At 54.5% G+C, this 21,776-nt stretch carries 22 protein-coding genes; 9 read left to right on the top strand and 13 right to left on the bottom strand.

Annotated features, from left to right (window positions below; genetic code table 11):
* The first annotated feature begins 46 nt into the window (after positions 1–46).
* The gene (gene hisD, locus FJV47_RS13710) at positions 47–1,360 is read left to right on the top strand and encodes a histidinol dehydrogenase (RefSeq protein ID WP_159613967.1); all 1,314 of its coding nucleotides are present in this window, start codon (positions 47–49) and stop codon (positions 1,358–1,360) included.
* Positions 1,360–2,745, top strand: coding sequence for an aspartate ammonia-lyase (locus tag FJV47_RS13705; protein ID WP_235026476.1), 1,386 nt, complete (start codon positions 1,360–1,362; stop codon positions 2,743–2,745). The genes hisD and FJV47_RS13705 overlap by 1 nt, the downstream gene beginning before the upstream one ends.
* A gap of 70 nt (positions 2,746–2,815) precedes the next feature.
* On the opposite strand, the gene FJV47_RS13700 is transcribed toward FJV47_RS13705, so the two are convergent.
* The gene (locus FJV47_RS13700; protein WP_159613966.1) at positions 2,816–3,784 is read right to left on the bottom strand and encodes a LysR family transcriptional regulator; all 969 of its coding nucleotides are present in this window, start codon (positions 3,782–3,784) and stop codon (positions 2,816–2,818) included.
* Between the two features lie 11 nt (positions 3,785–3,795).
* Between FJV47_RS13700 and FJV47_RS13695 the strand changes: the two genes are divergently transcribed.
* A complete protein-coding gene (locus tag FJV47_RS13695; RefSeq protein ID WP_159613965.1) occupies positions 3,796–4,059 on the top strand; it encodes an SDR family oxidoreductase in 264 nt (87 codons plus the stop codon).
* Positions 4,060–4,157: 98 nt separating this feature from the next.
* Here the strand turns inward: FJV47_RS13695 and FJV47_RS13690 are convergent, their stop codons facing one another.
* The 6 genes from FJV47_RS13690 to mobC form a co-directional block, all read right to left on the bottom strand.
* Positions 4,158–4,523, bottom strand: coding sequence for an FCD domain-containing protein (locus tag FJV47_RS13690; protein ID WP_255475179.1), 366 nt, complete (start codon positions 4,521–4,523; stop codon positions 4,158–4,160).
* Positions 4,524–4,586: 63 nt separating this feature from the next.
* Positions 4,587–4,853, bottom strand: coding sequence for a winged helix-turn-helix domain-containing protein (locus FJV47_RS13685; protein WP_159613961.1), 267 nt, complete (start codon positions 4,851–4,853; stop codon positions 4,587–4,589).
* Between the two features lie 221 nt (positions 4,854–5,074).
* Positions 5,075–5,530 carry a DUF4913 domain-containing protein gene (locus FJV47_RS13680; protein ID WP_159613959.1) on the bottom strand — a complete coding sequence of 152 codons (456 nt, stop codon included), beginning with the start codon at positions 5,528–5,530 and terminating at the stop codon, positions 5,075–5,077.
* Entirely contained in the window at positions 5,527–6,378 is an 852-nt protein-coding gene (locus tag FJV47_RS13675) for a hypothetical protein (RefSeq protein WP_159613957.1), read from the bottom strand. Before FJV47_RS13675 ends, FJV47_RS13680 begins: the two co-directional genes overlap by 4 nt.
* A 26-nt stretch (positions 6,379–6,404) precedes the next feature.
* Positions 6,405–7,907, bottom strand: a complete 1,503-nt coding sequence (locus FJV47_RS13670) for a relaxase/mobilization nuclease domain-containing protein (protein ID WP_159613955.1) — start codon at positions 7,905–7,907, stop codon at positions 6,405–6,407.
* On the bottom strand, positions 7,904–8,287 hold the full coding sequence (mobC, locus tag FJV47_RS13665) for a plasmid mobilization relaxosome protein MobC (protein WP_159613953.1): 384 nt from the start codon (positions 8,285–8,287) through the stop codon (positions 7,904–7,906). Before mobC ends, FJV47_RS13670 begins: the two co-directional genes overlap by 4 nt.
* 259 nt (positions 8,288–8,546) lie before the next feature.
* On the opposite strand from mobC, the gene FJV47_RS13660 reads away from it, so the two are divergent.
* Positions 8,547–8,813, top strand: a complete 267-nt coding sequence (locus FJV47_RS13660; protein WP_159613951.1) for a hypothetical protein — start codon at positions 8,547–8,549, stop codon at positions 8,811–8,813.
* Between the two features lie 283 nt (positions 8,814–9,096).
* Here FJV47_RS13660 and FJV47_RS13655 read toward each other — a convergent pair whose 3' ends face one another.
* The 3 genes from FJV47_RS13655 to FJV47_RS13645 all read right to left on the bottom strand — a co-directional run bounded on the left by FJV47_RS13655 (position 9,097) and on the right by FJV47_RS13645 (position 11,217).
* Complete coding sequence (locus FJV47_RS13655) at positions 9,097–10,095, bottom strand: zeta toxin family protein (protein WP_159613949.1); 999 nt, start codon at positions 10,093–10,095, stop codon at positions 9,097–9,099.
* Positions 10,096–10,121: 26 nt separating this feature from the next.
* Positions 10,122–10,580, bottom strand: a complete 459-nt coding sequence (locus FJV47_RS13650; RefSeq protein WP_159613947.1) for a hypothetical protein — start codon at positions 10,578–10,580, stop codon at positions 10,122–10,124.
* A 67-nt stretch (positions 10,581–10,647) separates the two neighbouring features.
* Entirely contained in the window at positions 10,648–11,217 is a 570-nt protein-coding gene (locus FJV47_RS13645; protein ID WP_159613945.1) for a recombinase family protein, read from the bottom strand.
* A 346-nt stretch (positions 11,218–11,563) separates the two neighbouring features.
* Here FJV47_RS13645 and FJV47_RS13640 point away from each other — a divergent pair, with 346 nt between their 5' ends.
* Complete coding sequence (locus FJV47_RS13640; RefSeq protein ID WP_159613943.1) at positions 11,564–12,217, top strand: hypothetical protein; 654 nt, start codon at positions 11,564–11,566, stop codon at positions 12,215–12,217.
* A gap of 148 nt (positions 12,218–12,365) precedes the next feature.
* Here the strand turns inward: FJV47_RS13640 and FJV47_RS13635 are convergent, their stop codons facing one another.
* From FJV47_RS13635 to FJV47_RS13625, 3 genes are all read right to left on the bottom strand, one after another.
* Entirely contained in the window at positions 12,366–13,214 is an 849-nt protein-coding gene (locus FJV47_RS13635) for a hypothetical protein (RefSeq protein ID WP_159613941.1), read from the bottom strand.
* A gap of 1,092 nt (positions 13,215–14,306) precedes the next feature.
* Positions 14,307–15,479 (bottom strand): hypothetical protein, encoded by a 1,173-nt coding sequence (locus FJV47_RS13630; protein WP_159613939.1) that lies wholly within the window; start codon positions 15,477–15,479, stop codon positions 14,307–14,309.
* A 75-nt stretch (positions 15,480–15,554) separates the two neighbouring features.
* Positions 15,555–16,298 carry a hypothetical protein gene (locus FJV47_RS13625; RefSeq protein WP_159613937.1) on the bottom strand — a complete coding sequence of 248 codons (744 nt, stop codon included), beginning with the start codon at positions 16,296–16,298 and terminating at the stop codon, positions 15,555–15,557.
* Between the two features lie 242 nt (positions 16,299–16,540).
* On the opposite strand from FJV47_RS13625, the gene FJV47_RS13620 reads away from it, so the two are divergent.
* The 4 genes from FJV47_RS13620 (at position 16,541) to FJV47_RS16630 (ending at position 21,750) form a co-directional block, all read left to right on the top strand.
* Positions 16,541–16,729 (top strand): hypothetical protein, encoded by a 189-nt coding sequence (locus FJV47_RS13620; RefSeq protein WP_159613935.1) that lies wholly within the window; start codon positions 16,541–16,543, stop codon positions 16,727–16,729.
* 307 nt (positions 16,730–17,036) lie between these two features.
* Entirely contained in the window at positions 17,037–18,584 is a 1,548-nt protein-coding gene (locus tag FJV47_RS13615; RefSeq protein ID WP_159613933.1) for a DUF2971 domain-containing protein, read from the top strand.
* 1,565 nt (positions 18,585–20,149) lie between these two features.
* Positions 20,150–20,731 (top strand): recombinase family protein, encoded by a 582-nt coding sequence (locus tag FJV47_RS13610; RefSeq protein ID WP_159613931.1) that lies wholly within the window; start codon positions 20,150–20,152, stop codon positions 20,729–20,731.
* Between the two features lie 119 nt (positions 20,732–20,850).
* Positions 20,851–21,750: an excalibur calcium-binding domain-containing protein gene (locus FJV47_RS16630; protein ID WP_159613929.1), complete on the top strand. Its 900-nt coding sequence runs from the start codon at positions 20,851–20,853 to the stop codon at positions 21,748–21,750.
* Positions 21,751–21,776: the final 26 nt, after the last annotated feature.

The raw sequence follows: 21,776 nt of genomic DNA, 5'->3' as shown, positions 1-21,776 counted from the left end.
AACCATTGACCAGCCCAGCTGGTCTGAGCAAGAAAAGGAACCATCCATGGCTACCAACATTAAAAACGCCCAGGTCGAGGTAATCGCAACCACTTCTTCGGACTCGGTGCGTGAAACTGTCGCTTCGGTCATTGCCGACATTCGCGAGCGTGGCGACGAAGCCGTGCGCGAATACTCGCAAAAGTTCGACAAGTTCACTCCGGGCACATTGCGCTTGAGCCAAGAAGAAATCAGCGCTGCGATCGCACGCGTTCCAGCGCAGACCATCGAGGACATCAAAACCGCGCAGGAGAACGTGCGCCGCTTCGCAAAGCTTCAGCGTGAGTCGCTGACCGACTTTGAAGCTGAAGTTCAGCCAGGTGTTTTCCTGGGCCAGAAGAACATCCCAGTGAACTCCGTTGGCGCCTACATCCCTGGCGGCCGTTACCCGCTGCTGGCCTCAGCACATATGACCATCGTGACCGCCAAGGTTGCCGGTGTTCAGCGCGTTGCTGCTGCCACCCCAGCGCCAGACGGAAAGATTCCAGATGCATCGATCGCCGCGATTCACCTGGCCGGTGCCGATGAGATCTACCTGCTCGGCGGCGTGCAGGCAGTAGCAGCACTGGCTGTTGGAACCGAAAGCATCGACCGCGTCGACGTTCTGGTAGGCCCGGGTAACGCCTTTGTTGCCGAAGCCAAGCGCCAGCTGTTCGGTGAAGTGGGCATCGACCTGTTCGCAGGTCCGACCGAAGTGCTAATCCTGACCGATGACTCGGCAGATCCATTCCTAACCGCAGTAGACCTGCTCAGCCAGGCAGAGCACGGGCCAGATTCACCAGCAATCCTGGTCACCACCTCCGAGCGAGTTGGCCATGAAGTTCTCGCCGAAATCGACGAGCAGCTCAAGAACCTACCAACCGCTGAAATCGCGGGAGCTGCATGGCGCGATCACGGCCAGGTCATCGTCGCCGACGATCTTGCAGAGGCCTACAAGATCTCCGATGAGTTCGCCAGCGAGCACGTGCAGATCTTCACCGAGGACCTGCGCGACGCCCTAGAGAAGCTCACCAACTACGGTGCCCTCTTCTTGGGCGAGAACACCTGTGTCTCCTACGGCGACAAGGTCATCGGCACCAACCACGTGCTTCCTACCCGTCACGCTGCTCGCTACACCGGCGGCCTGTGGGTCGGCAAGTTCCTCAAGACCGTCACCTATCAGGAAGTGACCAGCTTGGATGCCTCGGCTGAGCTTGGTGTGCTGTTGGGGCGTGCCGCTCGCGCTGAAAACTTTGAAGGCCACGCTCGTTCCGGCGACGCTCGCGCAGCTCGCGCAGCAGACACCCTGCCAGAGTGGGCTGCAGCCAAGGACCGTGCATAGTGCGCCAAGAGCATGACCTGCTCGGTACACGAGAGGTCCCGGACTCTGCCTACTGGGGAATTCACACGCTACGTGCCACCGAGAACTTCCCTTTACCCGTTGAAACGGTGGGTCAGAGCAGGGAACTAGTCCGTGCTTTGGGCCAGGTCAAGTTGGCTGCCGCACTGGCCAATCGAGACTTGGGAGTGCTTGACGAATCGACGGTTGCGCCCATCGCTGCTGCTTGCCAACGAGTGATTGACGGGGAACTGGACGACCAGTTCCCGGTGAGTCTGATCCAGGGTGGTGCTGGCACCTCGACCAATATGAATGCCAATGAGGTTATTGCCAATGCCGCGTTGGAGCATCTTGGTCACAGTTTTGGACAGTACTCGGTGCTGCACCCCAACGAGCATGTAAATCAAGGACAGTCGACCAACGACGTGTATCCCACGGCGCTGAAGCTCTCGACGATCTACACGACACACCTCTTGATTGATTCCTTGGAACGGCTGGCAGCGGCATTCAAGGTGAAAGCCGATGAATTCGCCGACGTGGTGAAGGTGGGTCGTACCCAGCTGCAAGACGCGGTACCGATGACCATGGGCCAAGAGTTTGGGGCCTACCAGGTCATGATTCTTGAAGATATCGCACGGCTACGCGAGGCGCTGGCGCATCTTCATGAGATTAATCTAGGTGCAACAGCTATCGGCACGGGAATCAACGCGCATCCAGATTTTGCTCCGGCAGTGCGAGAACACTTGAGGAAAATTTCTGGTCTTCCGTTATTGACCGCGCCTAATCTCATCGAGTCGACCCAGGACTGTGGTGCTTTTGTACTCATGTCAGGGACGCTGAAACGTACTGCTATTAAGCTCTCCAAGGTCTGTAATGATTTACGGTTGCTGTCCTCTGGACCACGAACCGGTTTTGGTGAGATTAGCCTGCCGGCGATGCAAGCAGGATCCAGCATCATGCCCGGTAAGGTGAACCCGGTCATTCCCGAAATGGTGAATCAGGTGGCGTTCTCCATTATCGGAAATGACATGACCATCTCCATGGCTGCCGAAGCAGGGCAACTGCAGCTCAACGCATTTGAGCCGATCATCGCCTACAGCTTGCTACGTGGCTTGACGCATTTGGCAATAGCAGCTGATTCCTTGGCGGTAGATTGCGTGAGCGGAATTATGGCGCATCCACAGCGGCTTAGGGAACTGGCCGAAGCCAATATTGGCATGGTGACGGTCTTTTCACCGGTACTCGGTTACACCACGTCCACGGCCATCGCAGCCGAGGCGTTGGCCACCGATTCTCGGGTGACCGATCTGATTGTGGAACAGGGGCTGCTCACACGCGAAGAAGTTGACCACTTTGTAGAGCGTGCGCTTAGCCCAATTCCCGGGTAACGAGCACGAATGACATCACAGCATCCGGCCGATTATTTCGGCCGGATGCTGTGGCATTTAACTGTACAGGTTAAAGGGTGACATCTAGGAAGCGCTCGATTTGGTTTTCTGTAGCCAGAATTTCTGCCGTTCCATCCTTGCCCTTTTGATGCTCCATTAAGGAGTCAACTGCCAGGCGTGCCAACTCACGGGTAGCGGGAGAGAGTATAGTTCCAGTGCGTTTGACTAGCGCGAGCACATCAAAAATTGGGGTCTCAAAGGGAATCGTGTGAATTCCAAGACCTTGATCTAGGGATGAAACAGAGGCTTGGCATAAGATCGTGTCGCCGAAGCCCGCAGCAACCAATGAAATCGCTGTTGAGAGGTACTCAACTTCGATTTCTGGCATGACCGACTTACCAATCAACTGGGCTTGTTCATTTAGCTGGCGTCGCACGGGATCGGTCGACGGGTAGTGAGCATCGTACAAAACCAGATCAGTGGCCAAAAAATCCTCGAATGCACGAGCCGAGCTTACTCGTTGTTTCGAGGCGCTGGCGCACAGAAGCTCGTCCCTGGCAATTGGCAGGATTTCGAGTCCCTCATCATCAATTGGGAGGGTGAGCAGACCGGCTTCCAGAACTCCGGATGCTACGTCTGACGCAGTTTCGGAACTGTTTTGGCCGACCAGACGAATGTTGACCTTTGGGTACTGACGCCGGAACTTCATCGCCAGATCAGTTTTGAGATAGTAGTCGGCGTTTCGCAAGAGGCCGAAGGTCGCTGTTCCACCGGCCAAACTCATCTGCGACAGGACCGCTTCTCGCCCTTGCGCAGCGGAGGCTACCGATTGTCGCGCATGTGGCAGAAGCTGCTCGCCGGCAGCGGTCAACACCAGAGAACGAGAACCTCGATGGAACAGTGGGGCTTTGAGTTCCTGTTCAAGCCTGCGGATGAGGTCTGAAATCGCTGGTTGGCTCATATCCAGGTGGGCGGCTGCGGCCGTGAAAGTCCCCAGTTCAGAAGCGCATAGAAATGCTTCGAGTTGCGTCAGCGTCATAATTTAATCTTATGTTCCAAATGTCCCGCGGGGAACAGCGTTTGCCGATAAGTGCCCAGCGGAAGCTTTCGCTCAGTTGGGGTGTGAAGAAGGCGGAGCGCGAATCCAAGAGCGTTCAAAACGTCACAGCCGAAAGCCACGAACAAATCCCTATGGCTCGCTATGGGACTCCTGAGGAATATGCAAGTGTGGTTGCTTTCCTGTCCAGCAACCAATCCTCATATGTCACAGGTTCGGTAATTCGGGTCGATGACAGATACGTACCAAGCATCTAGCAGGACAAACAAGAGTGGGCTTGAAACGATAGAAATTCGTTTCAAGATCACCCTTGTTTGTCGTCTCACTGGTGAGACGTCACAGTTGCACGTCTCGTTTACATGTTGTTGAGGACTCTAGCCCGGGAACGTTTAATCATGTTCTCTAGTACCTCTATCGCTACTTTCGCATCGCCGGATAAAGCGAAGTCAACCAACTTTTTATGGTTCAGAATGGGTTCGGACAGGTCTCCATGACCCTTCAAATACCCGCGATTTGTTACACGAAGAGTCTTGTGTACCGGCGTACGTACTGCCTGGAAAATCCTTAAGTTAACACTGTTATTAGCTGCCGTCGCCAAGGCCAAATGAAACTCAACATCGGCTTGTTCAAAAGCTTCAAGACTATGTGCGGACTCAGCCATTCGATCAACGGCCTGGATAATCCGTTTTTGGCTTCGCCGAAAATTCCCTCGGCAACGCATTCGATGTACTAGCACTCTAGTATCAATCGCGTATCCAATAGATACCAGCATCTCTTGAGGAGATTAAGCAGCACCGAGCCAACCATCAAAATGTGACTTACCGGTACTCACACTCAGTACCAACGACCCTTTGCCTGGCTTTGTCTGAAACAAACCAACCCCAGCTAAAGAGCTTAAGGCTGTACGCTCACTGGCCATTGAAGCCTCAAACTGACTTGCAAGATCCCGCTGGGAAGGGAGCATCATGCCGGGCTTATACTTGCCGCTAATAATCTCTTGGTATAGCACTTCAGAAATATTTGCAGAAGTGCTACCGGAACTCTGATGCATACCTATCATTTTAGGCGAAACCCCCTCATCTCGACGCTTTAGCACTCACTGAATCCTCAGCACGCAAGGCTTGTGCATCACTTTTCTCCATACGAGTCCGCAGCAATACCTTTTCGAGTCCAGCTAAGACATGACCTAGTCACAAGGCGCTCACGGCGCAGGCTATTGGTGCTCAAACTCATGAACTCATCCGCCGTGGTCAAGAACTGTCGAGAGAAATATCAGCGCGAGCTACCAATGGAACGGAAGTATCCGTCCGGTGCTTGATGCACTGAGAACATCTCGGGAAGCTCCGGGTGCATCACCTTGTCGTACGCGTGGAACGGGCCATCCTGCGCGGTGAGCCTGTCCATCAGCGGGTAGAAGTAGTCCCGATAGAACACCAGGATCTGCTGCGGGCCATCCCACCGCATCTGCTCCCACGTCTCCCACAACGCGGTAACCACCGAATACACTTCCGGGTACTCGTACCAATTCGGTGCCCACGCGCGTCCTGACGGCCCCTGCTTGCGCAGGTAACGCGGCAGCGCATACCCATGCAGCCACTGTTCCGCGTCCTCATAGACGAAGGAACGTTCCGCTGCCTCCTGGCCGGCCGCTGATGGCCCGGGTGCTGGCTCGCTATCCTGTCCGCCATCCAGATCCAGCTCGTCATCGTTCGGGGGAATTCCGATCATCGCGACAGCTCCTGTCCCTGAGTCCGTGCGGACGCGGCCCCGGCCATGACTCGTTTGCGGTTCTTCATGGCTGTCTGGGGGTTAGCGGTGGTTGGTGCCAATGGGAAATCAGCGTCTTTGCCGCCCTTCTCTTTCCATACCGTCAGCAGCCGTTGAGCAGCGGGGCTGTTCTGGTTCTGCGCTGCATCAACAGAACCAGGTTTTGCCCCATCGGCATGACCAGGAGCTGCGGGAGCCGCAGAATTTTCAGTTGGCTCACCCTGTTCTTTGCCGCCAAGCACCGGCTCTTGCTCGGTGCGCTGCTCGGCCGCGTCAGCGTGAGCCTCATCAGCCTGTTCTTCACCTGTTGCGCGCTCAGCCACTGCCTGGTGAGCTTCTTCGTTCTCCTGCGCCTGCTCGGCTGCTACCGGGTTGCCTTCGGCGTTCTCCCGCTGGCCGGCCAGGTAGTCATCCAGCGCATCACGCAAGGCTTGGTGCCGGTCAGTGGCCGCCGTGGGGTGATCCCGGTTAATGTCTTCCACGTTGATGCCGAACTGGTTGCGGATACGGTCAGCACCAACCATGAACGCCTGGGAAGCTGCTTCGTGCCGTCCAGCAAGTTCGCTGGCCACGATCATCCTGTCGGCAATCGCCTCGCTGCCAGCGCTCTTCCAGAACTGCGCTGAGGATAAATCTCGGTGAACCATCTGAGCCACGTTGCGTTCACGCTCTGCTTCCGCATTGGCCTCGGACAGCCGCATTTGTGCTCGGCGCTGGGCGTTCTCGGCCATTTGCATTCCCGAACCCATCACAGCTCGGACTATGCTGCCGAAGTCTTGCATCATTTCTGATTCTTCTTGGTTTTCCATGGCGTTTCCTCTCGTTAGGTTTGGGCCTATCGTTCGTAACCTTGGTCATTCCCTGGTCCAGGCTGTGCCCCGGCGTCCCAATCCCGGTAGGGCACATGTGGCTGCTTCGGCGCACCCACTTTCTGTGCGTCCTGCGCCTGGATACGTTTCATTTCAGCATTCACGATGCTTTCAGCATCATTGATCAGCCGATCAACCCCAGCGACAAAACGGGGCCGATCCGTGGCCATATGGTTCTGCATCATCACGCGGCCTAAACGCCCAGCTTGCTTCGCCAAAGCAACCCAACCATAACCGCGACCAGACCTGAACCGTTCATTCAAACGAGCCGCATACCGTACGTTGCCACCGCCCTGCGCAGCACGTGCGTAGGACTCGGAAAGCTGGTTGAAAGTCCCTGGCTTGTTGCGCTCGAACTGCAACGACAAGCGGGCATAAACATTCGCCAACGTATCCGGTCCCGTCTTGTGACTCATCATCCGATCCAGTTGCTCCGCAGACACCGGACGAGCCACCGCCTTGCGATGCTCGCGCGACTGGTTCGAGGAATGCAAAGACACCAAATACGCGTCCCCCGCAGCCCGATCCCTATTCCCGTACCGGGCGTGAATATCATTCCAAGCCAGTGTGGAATCGAGCTTGGATGGTGCATACCAAATCACCTTGTCATCGCTGCCACGTTCACCTAGAGACACACGATAGCCGCGCACTTCACTGTTCGATCCAGGCTTGAAGCTCGGAGCGATTCGCACGCCCAAATCTTGGGCATGACGAACATACTCTTCCGCACTGTTCGCGGTGGATAATGCGGCCCGCAAACGACGACGCAACTCGAACTTATCCGACAGCGCGTTACTTCCGCGCTCGGCCCTCGCACGTTCTGCCGGCTTCTCCCCTGCCAGCCCCTTGCCGTGTTCCTGGGACTCCAAACGTGGCGACCCGTACTCAACTTCTAGTTCGCGGCACGCGACCTGGGCGCGGTGAAAATCATTATGTGTGTTCGCCTTGCTCCCGTCCTCACGGACCATCGACACCACCAAGTGAAGGTGGTCGTTGCCGTTCTTCGATGCGCCGTGATGAATCGCTACCCAGCGCGATGATTTCGCACCGTCCGGGTCAATGAAACCCATCTTTTCCACGAAGGATGCCGCGATCTTTTCCCATTGTTCATCGGGCACTGAACCGTACCCGGATTCAACAGCCAGGGAGCAATGCCACACGTGCGCATCCTTCGACCCGGTGCGGATCTTCTTGCCGTTTTCATCCTTGAAGAACTCGCCGGATTCTTCGTCTTTCGCATACACCGGCTTGGTCACTTCCGTCCCGTGCACTTTGCGCGGCGCATCCAGCAGCTCGGCAATTTCAAAAGCATCGTACTTCGACAATTCAGCGCCAGGAGCGTAAGCGAAAGTCACGCGATCATCTCCGGCAATGAGCCGCTGATTTTCATGCTCATTAGAGCGGCCAGGCCCGACCAGGTAATTCATCAAACCGGCCATGCGGCCACCACGAGTGACATTCGGAATCATGACGGCTCTCCCACGATCTTCAACGACTCCAAGACCTCATCAATGCGCGCCACCGTCGCACGCAGATGCTCCAAGGAGCCATGCAGCTCGTCCTTGATTTCACCGGTTGCATTTGCGACACGGGCAATTTGGTTAATGTTGTTTCCCGCAGCGGCAAGGCCGCGCTGCAACTGGAACAAGGCTGTCAACAAGTCCCGCCGTTCGGTGACCGTTTCACCCTGAAAAGCGGACAAGGTTGATTCAACAAGAAGCCGCTGAACGCTCACTCCAAGTTCGTCGGCGTGAACGCGTAAAGCGGTGTCCTGGGCGACGGAAAGCTTCAACTGGCGAACGACCCTACGGCCACCGCCGATGTTCGCCTGACGTTTCCGCTCAGCCACAATCATTCCTTCCAGCCCAGTGCAACACCACAAGAATCAACTGATTCAAGTGTCCCATGCCCGCTGCACGCAGTAAAGCGGCAAGCCGACTTAGCTATGCTAAGTCTATAGCTTGCTCCGCCTGGTCGGCGGGGCACTTCGTCTTTAGCGGGTGCAACATGCGTTGGCATCAGAAGATGCCCGCGCTACGCTGGAAGCATCACCAGTTCGCCAGATCGGCCTAGCCGAGGTGGCGTAGTCCTATCGGAAGGTTCAAGCCATGAGTGACGCAGCAAGCCGCATCCTCGAACAGCTCCAAGCGCAAAACGACCTGCGCATGCAAGCCGCCAACGACATCGCCCAAGCCGTCGCCGCGCGTGTGGAAGCCGAGCAGCAGCTAGAGCAAGCCAAGGCCACCGAAAAGCAAGCTTTCGCCGCTGCATTGAAGAAGGGATGGACGCAAACCGAGCTGAACAAAATCGGCTCGCCATCCCGTCGCCGGCCTCGCAAGAAGGCCGACCAAACGGCTGCACCAGCAGAGAGTTAAACGAGCACATGGCAATGGGCCGGCACTCACCCAAAGGTGAGTACCGGCCCACTTTTTAAACCTGGTTACGTTAGGTAGCCTCCTGCCCACATGGGCACGAAAAAAGCCCTCCCGCTCCGCTGCTTTTTTCGCACACATGATGGACAGCAGGAACCAATCGACCGCCCGCACACAAGCCACAAGCTGCGGTACCTGAGTTCACTTACGACGAGTGATCGCGGCCCGTGCACGGCCTCTAGTAATGGCAACCCGCCAGGATAAAGCTCCCTGAATCGTTCGGACTTTATTCTCCGATTCCAGTACCTCGATCCCGGCCGGATCGATTAGACTTCCCGATAGTTTTCGGCACCCCGTGGCCCTTGGGAAAACCTTGCCGTGCCGTCGCTGCACGACGCGCCATGAGCTTGCCATCCTGCTTCACTTGATCAATCTCAGGGATCGCAGAACCTCGACGGAACTGCTTGAAACTGGCAACCCCCTTGCCATTCTCAGCCAACCACCTTGCCGCTTCCTCGGTAGCAGACTTGCCCTCCGGCGTGACCAAATTATTCGCAAAATCAGATGGCACCGGACGGCCGCCAAGCTGACTCTCTCCGCGTTCAAAAGCATCGCGCCCGGCCTGCCACCGGCCATAAATTCCGGCCTTGGACTCCTCGAATGAGGCCTGCACGCTCACCACATCGTAGGTGTAGCCGCGCTTGTCCAAAGTAGCGGCAACTTCCTGCGCCGACCCTTGCGATTTGAGCACCGTATCAATGACATAGTTCGTGCCGTCCTTGCGCAAGTCTTTCTGTAGCTTGGCGCTGAGCATGGACGATTCTTCATGCACCAACGCAGCAAACTCCATTGGAGCGAACTTGTGCCCCTGGGCTTCAAGCTCTTTCACCAATGGCGTTTTCAGACGATCCAGGTTTCCGCTATCCAGCTCGTGCTGGATGATCTTCTCCTTGAAAATATCCGGGTCGCACTGAACGTAACCAGGAACATCATTCAAGCGTTCGCGCTGCACAGTGCCTTTGCCAGCTCCGGGCGGCCCAGCCATCACAATAGCTTTTCCCTCGTGCTTGATTTCTCCGCGCTTAGCAGAGTCCTCAATCACTTCTTGCATCCACTTCTTGTGCAAGAGTTCCCGTTCCGATGTGGCACGAGGCCGCGATCCGCTTTGGATGAAATACTGCCCTTGCCTGATCGTCGAGTATGCCCCGCGCGGATTCATATCAGGATCAGCCAGCACCTGGCGCAGGGCCGCGTAATGTCGTTCTATTGATTCGTCGTTAGCCAACGATCCGCCCTTCGGTTGCTCGCCGCCTAATCGGCCGTTTTCGTCAACACTTCATCGTAAGTAGCTGCATCAATCAGCTCATGCCGCAGCGCGTCGCCTACTTCTTCCCACGTACCGTCCAGGCTCTCTTCGTACTCACCATACTCGTTCGCCCAAGGGGTCGGCTTGTACGGCCACGCGACCAGCACACGCACCAGCTCCTCACGGCTGATATACCCGGCCGCGTACCGCTGGCACACCTCATAAGGACTTGCAGCGTTGAACTCGCCCACCACTTCCGGTACCGCCTGGGCACGCTGCAACGCCTTCGCCACCGCTGGCTGAGACATGCCCAGTAGCGCCGCCATCTCGCGCTGAGTCATACCACCCGCAGCAGCCTTCAAAGTGCGCTTATAGTCCAGTGCATCAACCTCTACACGTTGCCGCGCCCTCAACAACAGCGCGCGCATTCCATCATGCTGCGGACGTTCCATTAGCTGGCTCATAACAACCTCCTAAACCTCGAAACGAACATTTCCTCACTTCAAATATAACATTGGTTATATTTCTAAATCAACGATTTTCGCTCGATAACGAACGGTAAATACTCGCTGCACTGACACCAAGAATCTTGCCGATCTGCGCATAACTCTTCCCCTCTTCGCGCAGCTGCCGCGCTGTGTCGATGCGGTCTGCATCCATGACGCGCGGCCGGCCTCCGACGCGGCCCTGGGCGCGCGCATGCGCCAAACCCCGGCGGGTGTTCTCCCGGATCATAGAAACGCGCAGCTGCGCCATAACCGCCATGATGCCCACAATGGCTTCGCCCATCGGCGTAGATATGTCCACGTCCAAAAACGGCTCAGTAAGACTTTTGATCCTCACGCCACGCTCCCCCAGCTCGCGGATAATCTCAATGGCCATTCGCTCTTCACCGGCCACGCGATCCAGGGCACGGATGATCAGCGTATCCCCCGGCTTCAATTGCGCCTTGCACGCCACCCACTGCGGCCGCGCAGCCTCCCTGCTCGACTCCCCACGGTCAGTAAATATCTGCCCTGCTCCGGCCGCGCGCAGCTCGGCCGCCTGCGACTCCGGGTTCTGCTCGCGCGTACTAACTCGCGCATATCCAATGACTGCCATATCAAAAACGGTACACAGCCAGGTTGTGCAATGAATCAGTTTTGAAAGACGTTTCTGAAACAAAAAACCCCGGCGTGTCGCCGGGGTTCGCTGCGCGTTTCAATAACGACCGATTTCAGGACAAGACTATTTGCCATGATGGCTTAGCCGGTTGTTTCGTTTGCCGCCCGGTCATGGGGCTTTTTCTTGGGCGGGGTATACGAGAATGCGACATCTTTGAGAACTCGGAGTTTCGACCAGCTTCCAAATCAACGTCTTGTGTGTTTCGTATGAGGACCGTCTTAAGGGCGTACCTAAAATAATCACCTGGTGCTAACCGGCAGGCAGCGAAAGATAGGATGCGACTATGTCCACAATCCCTCCGAGTGTTCAAGAAAACTCCCGCCGCAAACTCTCAAAGTTCCTCAAACGCTCCAGGCCTGGATTGGGTGAGCCAATTACCAGCCTGAGGGACGAGAGCGGTCGCATCCCGATTATCGAACTCACTTGGATCCGGCTCGACGACGATACCTGGCGCATCAGCGGGATCGAAGAGCATCAACTCGACAAGCGACTAGTGGACTCCACAATCGTTGAGTGCCGCGTGTTCTTCACCCAGGGCGAGGACTGTCATCTGCCAGGGATTGTCACAGCGCTTCAAAGTCTCGTCACGCCCGAGCAGGCAAAGGCTAGGCGCTTCTTAAAGCAGCATGTCGCTCAAGTAGTCACAGATTCGCGCATTGGCTCGTCAGGCCCGATATTTCACTCGGGCCGCCTGGAGATGGACAATGGATTGGGTCCTGGCATCTTGCTCGGCAGCGATTTGATCGCGATGGATTACATCTACGGGATTGCTCTGCACGAGGACGACGAGCGTCTAGCGCGCATAGAGAACGTGAGTATCGAATCAGCGTTACAAGCTGTCGTCTACCACTTCAACGATCTCCTGCACGTGATCGCGAACCTTCGCGCTCAGATCGAACATGATCTTCAGATGGGCTACTTCGAACTCGAAACTTAAGCCGATTGCACCAGACCGATTTTGAACTGTCGGACATGTACCCACCCGTTAAGAATTCCCCATCGCGCACGGAAGAGATGTGTAGACGTCGTGTGAACGCAACCGCGATAGAAGGTCTTCGCTTTCAGAGGTCGCTCTGAGCAAGAGATCAGAGTTCGTCGAAGTAGGGTTCCTCGGATCCAGGAAGCAGCCGATGCGACGCAATGCTGAATCTCTCGTCCCAATCCTCCGGCCTGTGAGGCCACGCCTCAACCAGCCATTTTGGCGGCTTGGTCGAGTATCCGACGGTGACTCTTTTAGCTTCCAGTTCCCAGAACGACGCGCCCGGGTCGAATAAGCGAACCCCTTCAAAATACAGGTACTGAAACGGGCGGGTCTTTGACGCTTGCACGATCCCCTTGAGCGAGCCAATCATGATGAAACTTACGACCTCGGGCCAACCGCCAGCAGGTGCCACGACCGCTATGGTCCCCGACTGATAGATCGCGACCTGGTCCAGCTGGCTCAGCCGGTCCCAGGATGTGGGATCTGAGGCGCTCTTCACGCGTCGCAACGCCACCTCGCGTACTGTTTCCGGCATGTGCTTGAGCAGATCGAGAGTTCCTCCTTCGATCTCGATATCTTGCAAGCGGGGAGACGCAACGAGCCGCTCGGTGACTCCTCGCGCGTACGGAATGAGCAATCGAGTCAATGCCATGACCCCACGTCCCGCACCGCCATAAGATAGGACGCCGTCGCAATCATGAACGATTAGCCACGAGAGTAACGGCAGGTTCTCAATACCCGTCAGGTCAACGTTGCCGCCATCATCCAAGTCGATTGAAACAGCTTGAACATCCGGCGCAATGGCACCGACCTCGTCCGCGAACAAACCAGTTTCGGGCAGCCGTCGGATCTTGGCGAACCGAAGCCTTGCATAGGCGTCCTCGGACATGCGGACTTTTTCCACTTTGTTGTTCCAAATCAGCCCCGAAGCCGACTCATGCCTAACCGACATACCTATCCTTCCCCTTGCATTCGGATTTCTGCCGCTTCGGCACGACTATAGCTAGTCAGACCCCCAGAACACAGGAACCATGGTGTTGTCGCCGGTTGCTACGCACCGCAAACCCTGCCAACATAGCCCTACGCCGGAACCTTCCTAGCCCTCACATACGAGATCAAATGCCAGATTACAGCCATGACGGGCTATATCCTGATGTCAGGAATCCTGTGTTTCGTGTGGCATTCCACTTCTGACTAACGCCTAGCATGCGCCGGTTAGCGTTCCTCATACGGTGCGATGAACAAGGCAAGCATTGCTGTGTTTGAATGAAGCGTGAAAGCTTCCAGAAATACTGTTTACATGATGTTGGGACTCCTGCTGACGCTCGCAGGAGCGGCAGGTGGTTTCGTGATGTTCTTGCAGCCGTGGAGGAGCTGTCCTGAGATTGATGACAGTTCTGCGGGCTGTCCTGCGACATCAAATGATTTGGGCCTACTTGGCCTTGCCATTTCCGTACTCCTCGTAGGGGTATCGTTCTTGATCATGTCCAGGAGGTCAGAGCGGATTCCGCTCGACGCTGCCGGCCCCTTTGGGAAGCTCGACTAGGGTCCGATGCCGAGTCTCCTCAGAAATTGAGTGGCGCTCCGCATCTACCTTGCACCGTCCCGGTGAGGGTTCCTCTTACGGGCGGCAGTGCTGTTGACTATGGACAGAAGTGCTGACGACTTCGGAAACTGACAAATGGTGCGATCTTTCGGATGCATGGAACCAAAGCCAATTTGGTAGGACCTCTGACTGTAGGCTTTTGCAGTCCGAAATCTAGCGATACTTTGCCAATACGGAAAGCTAAAGTCGGATCATAAACGGTCGCTTTTGCTTCGAGCATAGAGTCGTTCGATCGATCTTTATATAAAAGAGAGGCCGCATATGTTGCGGCCTCTCTAGTCTTAGAATTTAGTACGCGATGACGCGGTCCACACCAATCTGCGCTCTTACTGGCAGCGGTACTACCGACGTCCGCTGTCTGTAGCCGATTGCTCTTTCTCATCAGTAACAATAATGCCGCAGTGGCTATAAGTTGGCCTCAGTTTCTCTGCGGCCTCGCTATGGTTTAGCTGCAAAACCGCGGAAGAACATGCCGTCACTGAGCTTGTCCGGACGGACGTCAAGGACGGTTCTGCCTAGCTCCTTGCCCGTGATCCTGTCGTAGCGGACAATTCGAAAATTCGTCCCGTCATTGTTATCTGCCAAGACAATCACTTCATTCTTAGTGAAGACGGCCTTGGACGTGGCACTGTCATTCCTGTACCCCTCAACGGTGAACCGTTGTTTGGTGTTTCCATTTTTCAGGTCTGTAGACATGATTGAGTTCCCGGCGCCAAGCCATTCCAATGCGCCGTTGTTTACCGAGCCGCTGGCGACATAAGGGAATCCCGTTCCATCTTGGCGAAACAGTGTCAGGTTCTTATCCTCTGTGACTAGTGGGTGGCTTTCGTACTTTCCGGTGTCTACATCCCAGCTGGACAGTACTGGTTGCGCGGAAGCATCCAGCCCACCGCGCTTGGCATCGGAGATATAGTAGATCTTCCCGCCTATACAAGGAGCGTCTTCAAGGGTGATGCCTTCACGGGCCTCGTTAGAGCTACCCACATTCTTTTCTTTCCCGTCCGCAGTTCCCGTGAGTTGATTCAAGACCATGGGTTCCGTTTCGGGGTTACCTGTGGTGGAGTATGGTCCTGTGCCAATTCCCATCCCGTAAACGGCCCCATCGCATTGGGAAACAATGAAGTACCCGCCTTCGATTTCTTTTTTGGTGCTGGTGGTTCCAGATGTGGTGACGACCTGGGTAGTGTAGCCCGTTTCGCTGAAGCCCAAGTTATAGATGCCGACTGCTGTATCGGAAGAGGTGGCCAACATTCCGTATTGGCTGTCGGTTTTCTCACTGCTGATTGTTGTCAGGCCAGCATTATCTAACCGGTAGTCGTTTCTTGTATCACTGAAAAACAGCCCTGCTTCGTTCCATGCCATGGAGCAGGTATCCATGCCCCATGTCTTAATTTCTGAGAAGGAGCCGTCTTGGTTCGCAATGACCAACTTGCCGTCCTGGTGCTTCCCGTCCATTGCCGAGCTTTGTTTACTGAAGCAAAGGGCATATTTCCCTTCGCCTAGTTTTTCAGCTTCTGGGGCTCCCCAAACGCTGGAGGAACAGCCTGAGAGCCCCATGCCAAGCGCGGAAAGCGTAACTAGGATAGCTGTAGCCGCTCTTCTGCGGTTCATGAGAAGTGTCCAATCTGATGGCGACTGGGCCAGCCCCGGTAGGGAGCTGGCCCAGTCCAAGCTTGGTTGAAGACTTTAGAGGGTCTTGTAGGTGATGGTCAGGGAAGAATCCTTGATGTTGAAAGGATAGACCCCCAGACCACCATTGCCATCTAGGTCGATGCCTGAAGCAGCCTTGTAGGCTGCCCAAACCAGCTGGGAACAATTCATTTTCGGAGTATTGATGTACTTGTTCGAAGCAAAGCTGCTGCTGTATTCCCTGCCGCGAAGATACTTGTAGGAGTGGTCAGCCGCAGCGGATCGCTTGGTGGTAGTCGTCTTGATGTACTGCTTCACGGCGCCTTTAGCTACCTTCACGGAGCTTGCTGAGATGGATCGACTGACTTTGTCAGTTCCTGGGGCCTCAACGATGGTTGTTGTGTTGTAGTAGATTCCCGTGTGTCCATGCGGGTAACCCAACGTCGATGCAGGGGTAACGAAAACGTCGCCTTTACGGCTAGCAGAGCCTAACACCAGCGTTCCGCCTCCGCTACCGCTTGCTGGTGTTCCCACTCCGTCAATTGGCGAAGGGGACGTGGCTTCTGCGACGGATTCCTGGCTTTCGCTCAGAGCCTTATCAATGGCCTGGTTCAGAGTTATACCTTCATCGGAAGCGACCTCGCTCAGAGATGCTTTCAATTCGGACGCTGTGGCTCCCGGATTCAGCTTAACCAGTTCTTCAAGTGAGCTGCTCTCCGTCGATGCTAATGCAGGAAATGCCGAGCCGATGACGAGAAGACTAGAAGCAGCCAGCCCCGCCACAATCTGACGTTTTTTCATCAGGTGAACTCCAATGCGTAGATGCGACACTCTATCCATGTCGTGGATAAAAAACTTACGGAAAGGCGGCGGCTAGTTACCTGAAAAGTATCAGTAATTACCAATTTGACTAGGGCCTTATGCTAACCAGCAACCATGAGGAAAGATTTTTATCAATCGACAAAACTAATACTATGACGCTTTTGGATAATTTCAAGACCTATTTTTAATTTTTTTCTTAGTGGCCAAAAGAATATGGCGTTGTGGATTTTTTTAATCTGGAAATATTTGAGTGCTCGGTTGCAAAAACAGTCGTTTATGACACGCTCATCCGCATGCTGGGCGCAAAATCTTCGACAGTTGAAAAATCAACTGCTTTGGAGGCTCGTTTCGTCGCAAAACTCAATGCCAAAAACTATATGCCGATACACCTCTGCTCGCACGAGTATTGATACATTCAGACCCATTAGACACCTTCTCGGGTGTTATTTTCAGAAGCCGTCCGCACTGCTGAAGCCTGGATTGATCGGGAAGGCACCCAATCTCCGAAGGGCGCCCATGACGGCGCGCCTCGGGCTGGCTACAATTCTCGGAAACAAAGGAATTCGAACGACTCGCCTCGAGAACCAGCGGGAACAAGAACACATGGCTGCGGCTACTCATTATCCAACCCGTAAGGATCAGGGAGTTTAGATGCCCTGTAACTCCCGGTAAAGGAAAAGGCCCGTGTGTGCTTTGGCAAGAATCTAAGATGATTCCATGAGCAACGATGATCAAGCCGATTCCCACAAGACGTCCCGCGACAAGGATGATCCTAAGCATGATTCCAAACACAAGCCCAAGCACATAGTCCACATAGATGACATCAAAGCCGAGGTCCGGAAGAAAACCCAAACCGCCGCTGAAGCCGAAGGCATGTCAATTGAAAAATATGAACAAGTCGAGAAGGCAATTGAAGAAGGACGGGATGGTGACTACACGGATGAAGAACGGGAAGCCGTGGAAAAAATCCAAGAGTCCTTCGACGCAGAAACACTAGCTCAATTTCAAAGAGTTATCCTGAAACCCTGGCTCCAGACATACGTTGCCAACGATATGTTCGAATCCCAAACATCGAGCATTGTGCAGAACTTCAAAAAAAATTTTGCTCCCCAAAAATCCTGGAACACGATTCAGTCATCGTTCGCTTCAAACTTTTCAAAAAATCTACCAGCCGGTGTGGCGTTTAGCGCCGAAACATTGAGGGCAATCCGAAACTTCACTGCACCAAACCAGGAATTTCTTAAATCGACGCCTTCGCTAATGCATACTTTCGATCGGATGAGGGAAACCCTGCAAGGTTATGCTCGTGCTGCGCAAATCGCAGGCTTCGCCACTAATACTCAGGAATTCCTTACGACTGACGCCGCACTCCGCTACCGCTGGAACCGACCGGTGTGGCACTACACGAACGGACATGCCTTGCTCTCCATCATCAGAAACGGAAAACTATGGGCTTCCAGCCCCGAGAACCTCAATGACTCTTCAGAAATGACGCACGGCTTTGACGTCATTACGGAAGCCTTCCGCAACAAGATGGAGGAAGCGAAGAACGATCCAGACTACGATCCAGATAAAAGGAGCACGGTGGAAACGGTGCTTTCTGAGGTGTTGAACAAGGGCTATTTCGACAGCATCATCAACGATGTCTATTATATTTCTGCGTCCGCAGAACACGATAGCCTGACTTTGTGGAGGAACTACGCTGATGGTGATGGGTTCGCTATTGGCATTGATACCACCGTCGAATTGTCCGCCGAGGGGAATGCTGTTGATGAGGCGAAGGACGGCGAACATATCCGCGCTGACGTTCCTCTGATCAGCGGTTGGTACCGGGTCAGCTACAAGAAGCGCGAAAAGCAGAAATTAGCACAAGAGTTCATCAAAAGCGCCATAGCAGACATCGGCAAAACCGCTGTACGAGACCGATCTGATCTTGAGCAAGAACTTCGGAAGCAAGCAATTATTCTTGCATCAGTGATGAAGCACGAGGCATTCAAAGACGAACGGGAAGTTCGGTGGATCACAACGAACTTCACAACATTCGATTCCGTACATTACGAACACGGGCGCAGGTCCATAGTGCCAGTACTGCACGTTATGACTTCCTCAGCCGAAGGTGATCAGCCCCTCCCTTTGAAGGGACTCCGTTGCTCACCCATTCCGAATGACAGCATCGTTCGAACCATGCAAGGAATGCTTAAGCAGGGAGGATATATCCAGGCGAGCAGCAACGTTAGAAAATCCCAGCAGCCATTCAAGGGCTGATTTCCATGTGAGAGCCACTTAGTGTCGCAGGCCTAAAAATTGCTATAAACGGGGTCCACAGAGCCTTGTTCGAGACCCAAATTTCAAGTCCGATCCAGGGTTCGTCTGCTGCACTTTCCGCTCCTGGTATCTTGCACCCTATTCGTTGCGCGACACGTAACCTTAGAGCAATGAACACTGAATTGAAAGCGGAGCCATGTTGAACAACGGATTTGGAAATTTAGGAAGCGCTTCAGCAATCAATGCAGCGCAAATAGCAGCAGAACGGGCAGAGTCCGAAAATCAGCGACAAATGGATGCTAGCTGAGAATTCATTAGACAAAACCGCAAGGATCAATCAACAGCGCGAGCGGAAGCTCAGCTAGTCGCGCAGACGGAACTGCTAGCCGCACTTGGAACGCTCTGTAGCGATCAGTTCAATACGCTCGCGGTTATGAGAAAGCTCAGCGAGGATTTGGCGCGTGAGCAAAGACGCACGAAGGTCTTCGAAGAAAAGCAACAGAGCTTCAACCGGCGGATGTCTTGGGCAGCGATCTTACTTGTAGGAGCCGCAGTGATCGTACCTTTCTGTACTCTGCTCATTGAACAGACAATCGGCTGATAATCCGCGCATGATGAATCCATACTCTCGGCCACCGCTCAACCATCGTGAATTGATTTATCACGATGGTTATTGGGTAGATTTTATAATATGCAATCCTCACCTTTGACCTGGATAATCGCAGGCTGCGCTTTGATATTTACGGTCGTGTCATTTTGGTGGCTGAATGAACGGCCTGGAAAGCTGAAGGTCTTCGCAGTAACTACCTTCGGTGGCTTCATAAGACTGGACGGACTTCGGCTCCAGTTGCCTATAGTAATTCACAACACCGGTGCTAAGCCTTACGTAATCCGACATCTACAACTACGTGCTACAGACGCGGACTCGAAGGTATTCCACATGGAAGCTCAGTCATTTCAAAAAACACTTGACGCTACCGACGAATCATTCGAAGATTTCGCTCACGCCTACGTGATACCAGGGCGAAGCGTAGTCACGCGATACGTGCGCTTTACTACTGAAGAATTGCCCCATTTGATTCCCGGGCAATCCTCAGAATTTGTACTACGAGCCCTCCTCGACGAACGGGAACACTGGACCGGACTAAAAGTTCTGAGTATCCACACGGGAATTCTTACAAATAAGTTCATAACGATGAGCAATCATCCGGGGCATTGGAAGAAAGATACACAGGCGAACGGACTAGAGCACCAGCTACGGCTAATGTTCGAAAAGGGATATAGAAAGTACCCACAGCCAGACAAGCCGAGTCACCTGCTCTAGCCACTAAATGGCGCCCGCGGGGCACCTATCGACTCAATATTGCACAAGCAGTGTGAATTTCAAGGGTGCCTTGATCGATCGTCTTACATCCCATAGGTTGCAAGACGTCTCACCGCGCATCACTCCCCCACCGAAAAGTTCGCGGAAACTCAAACGTCTAACATTCTCGCAACTATGTGTCGCAACTAATGGCGTAGAATCATGTCTGCACCATTAGTTGCGAGACACTTTTGAAGGACCAATGACCAAACTGATCGGCTACGCGCGCGTATCCACCAAAGCCCAAGATGCCGATCGGCAAATCCAAGACCTCCTCGCCGCCGGCGTCCGCCGCGACGACCTCTACACCGACCATGGCCAATCCGGGGCACTAGCCAAACGACCCGGCCTAGACAACGCCCTCGATGCACTGTACCCGGAGGACACCCTCGTGATCACCACTTTGGATCGACTCGGGCGCTCCACCCAGAAAATGCTCGAACTCGCCGAACAGCTACGCGAACGGAATATCGGGTTACGGGTGCTGAACCTTGGCGGCGGCGACGTGGACACCAAAACACCTATGGGCGCCATGGTCTTCACCGTTATGGCAGCCTTGGCCCAAATGGAGTTAGAGATCAAACGCGAACGCATCAACGATTCCGTGACCAAACGGCGCACCACCGGAGGGGACCTCGGCGGTCGACGGCCGACCTTCACCGAATCGCAAATCCGCACCGCAGCAAAACTTATCCAGGCCGGCGAGCCGGCAACCCAGGTCGCTAAGGATATGGGGATGTCCCGCGCGACCCTCTACCGGCGCATCAAAGAGCAGGGAGTCTAGGGCAGTACAGTATTCTCCTTTACTTCGCCATCGGGCCATTGCGTCTGATGAATTGCATTTATTCATACGCATCGTCAAACTAGGAGAATCACTCACTCGCACCCTTTTTTGAAGGATTCATGACACAATTTCCCAGCCCCATGCCACCTGACCGCAATCCCAAAAAAAAGGGGGGAAACAGGCCACTCATCTTCGGCATCCTAACTGCAGTTTTAGTTCTCGTTCTGCTGATCTTTGTTCCGGGCGCCCTGATCTTTTTTATGGTCGTCGGTTTCATCGCGGCCTTGATCGGTCTGTTCATTGGCAAACTCCCCATTCCCGGCGTTACTAACAGAAAACGCGTCGCAGCGGTGCTGGGCAGCACTTTTGTCCTGCTCCTGATGGCGTTAACGAGTTTGGGTCTTCGCTTAGGGACAACAGACCCAGCCCCTGCCGTGGCTCAGCCAGAGGCCCCGGCCATCGCTGTGACCGCAGAATCACCCACTCCGACCCCTTCCGAAACCATGCTTGCTGATTTCCTCGGGCAATCATGCGAGGGCGATGAGCTCGTCATGGAGCAGGGACCAGATAAATTGTTCTGCGATCAAAACGCGGCAAAGACCCTGGTATGGACTAGTTCCGAGGATCACGACGCGGCAATAGCAGCTGCCAAGGAGGCCGAACAAAAAGCCGAAGCCGAGCGAAAAGCGGCCGCCGAGAAAAAGGCTTCTGAGAAGGCTGCAGCTGAAAAGAAAAAGGCGCAACAAGAAGCAGCCGCGAAGAAGAAAGCTGAAGAGAAAGCTGCGGCGAAGAAAGCCGCGGAAAAAGCAGAAGCTCAGGAAGCTGCTGAAGAAGCTGCCCGGTTGGCAGAAATCGAATCTAAGGAAGAAGTATATAAAGCCCCGGCAAAGGCTCCGAGCAACGCCTACTACGCGAACTGCACCGCAGTCCGGGCTGCAGGTGCTGCACCAATCTATGCTGGAGACCCAGGCTATTCCCGCAAGCTGGACCGTGATGGCGACGGCGTAGGTTGCGAGTAAAACCAACACTAGTAAGGCTAGTTCTC

The organism is Glutamicibacter sp. JC586, from assembly GCF_009805585.1.
GTDB lineage: Bacteria > Actinomycetota > Actinomycetes > Actinomycetales > Micrococcaceae > Glutamicibacter.
The sequence above is the reverse complement of the archived record's forward strand: the minus strand, read 5'-3'. Positions and strand labels throughout refer to the sequence as shown.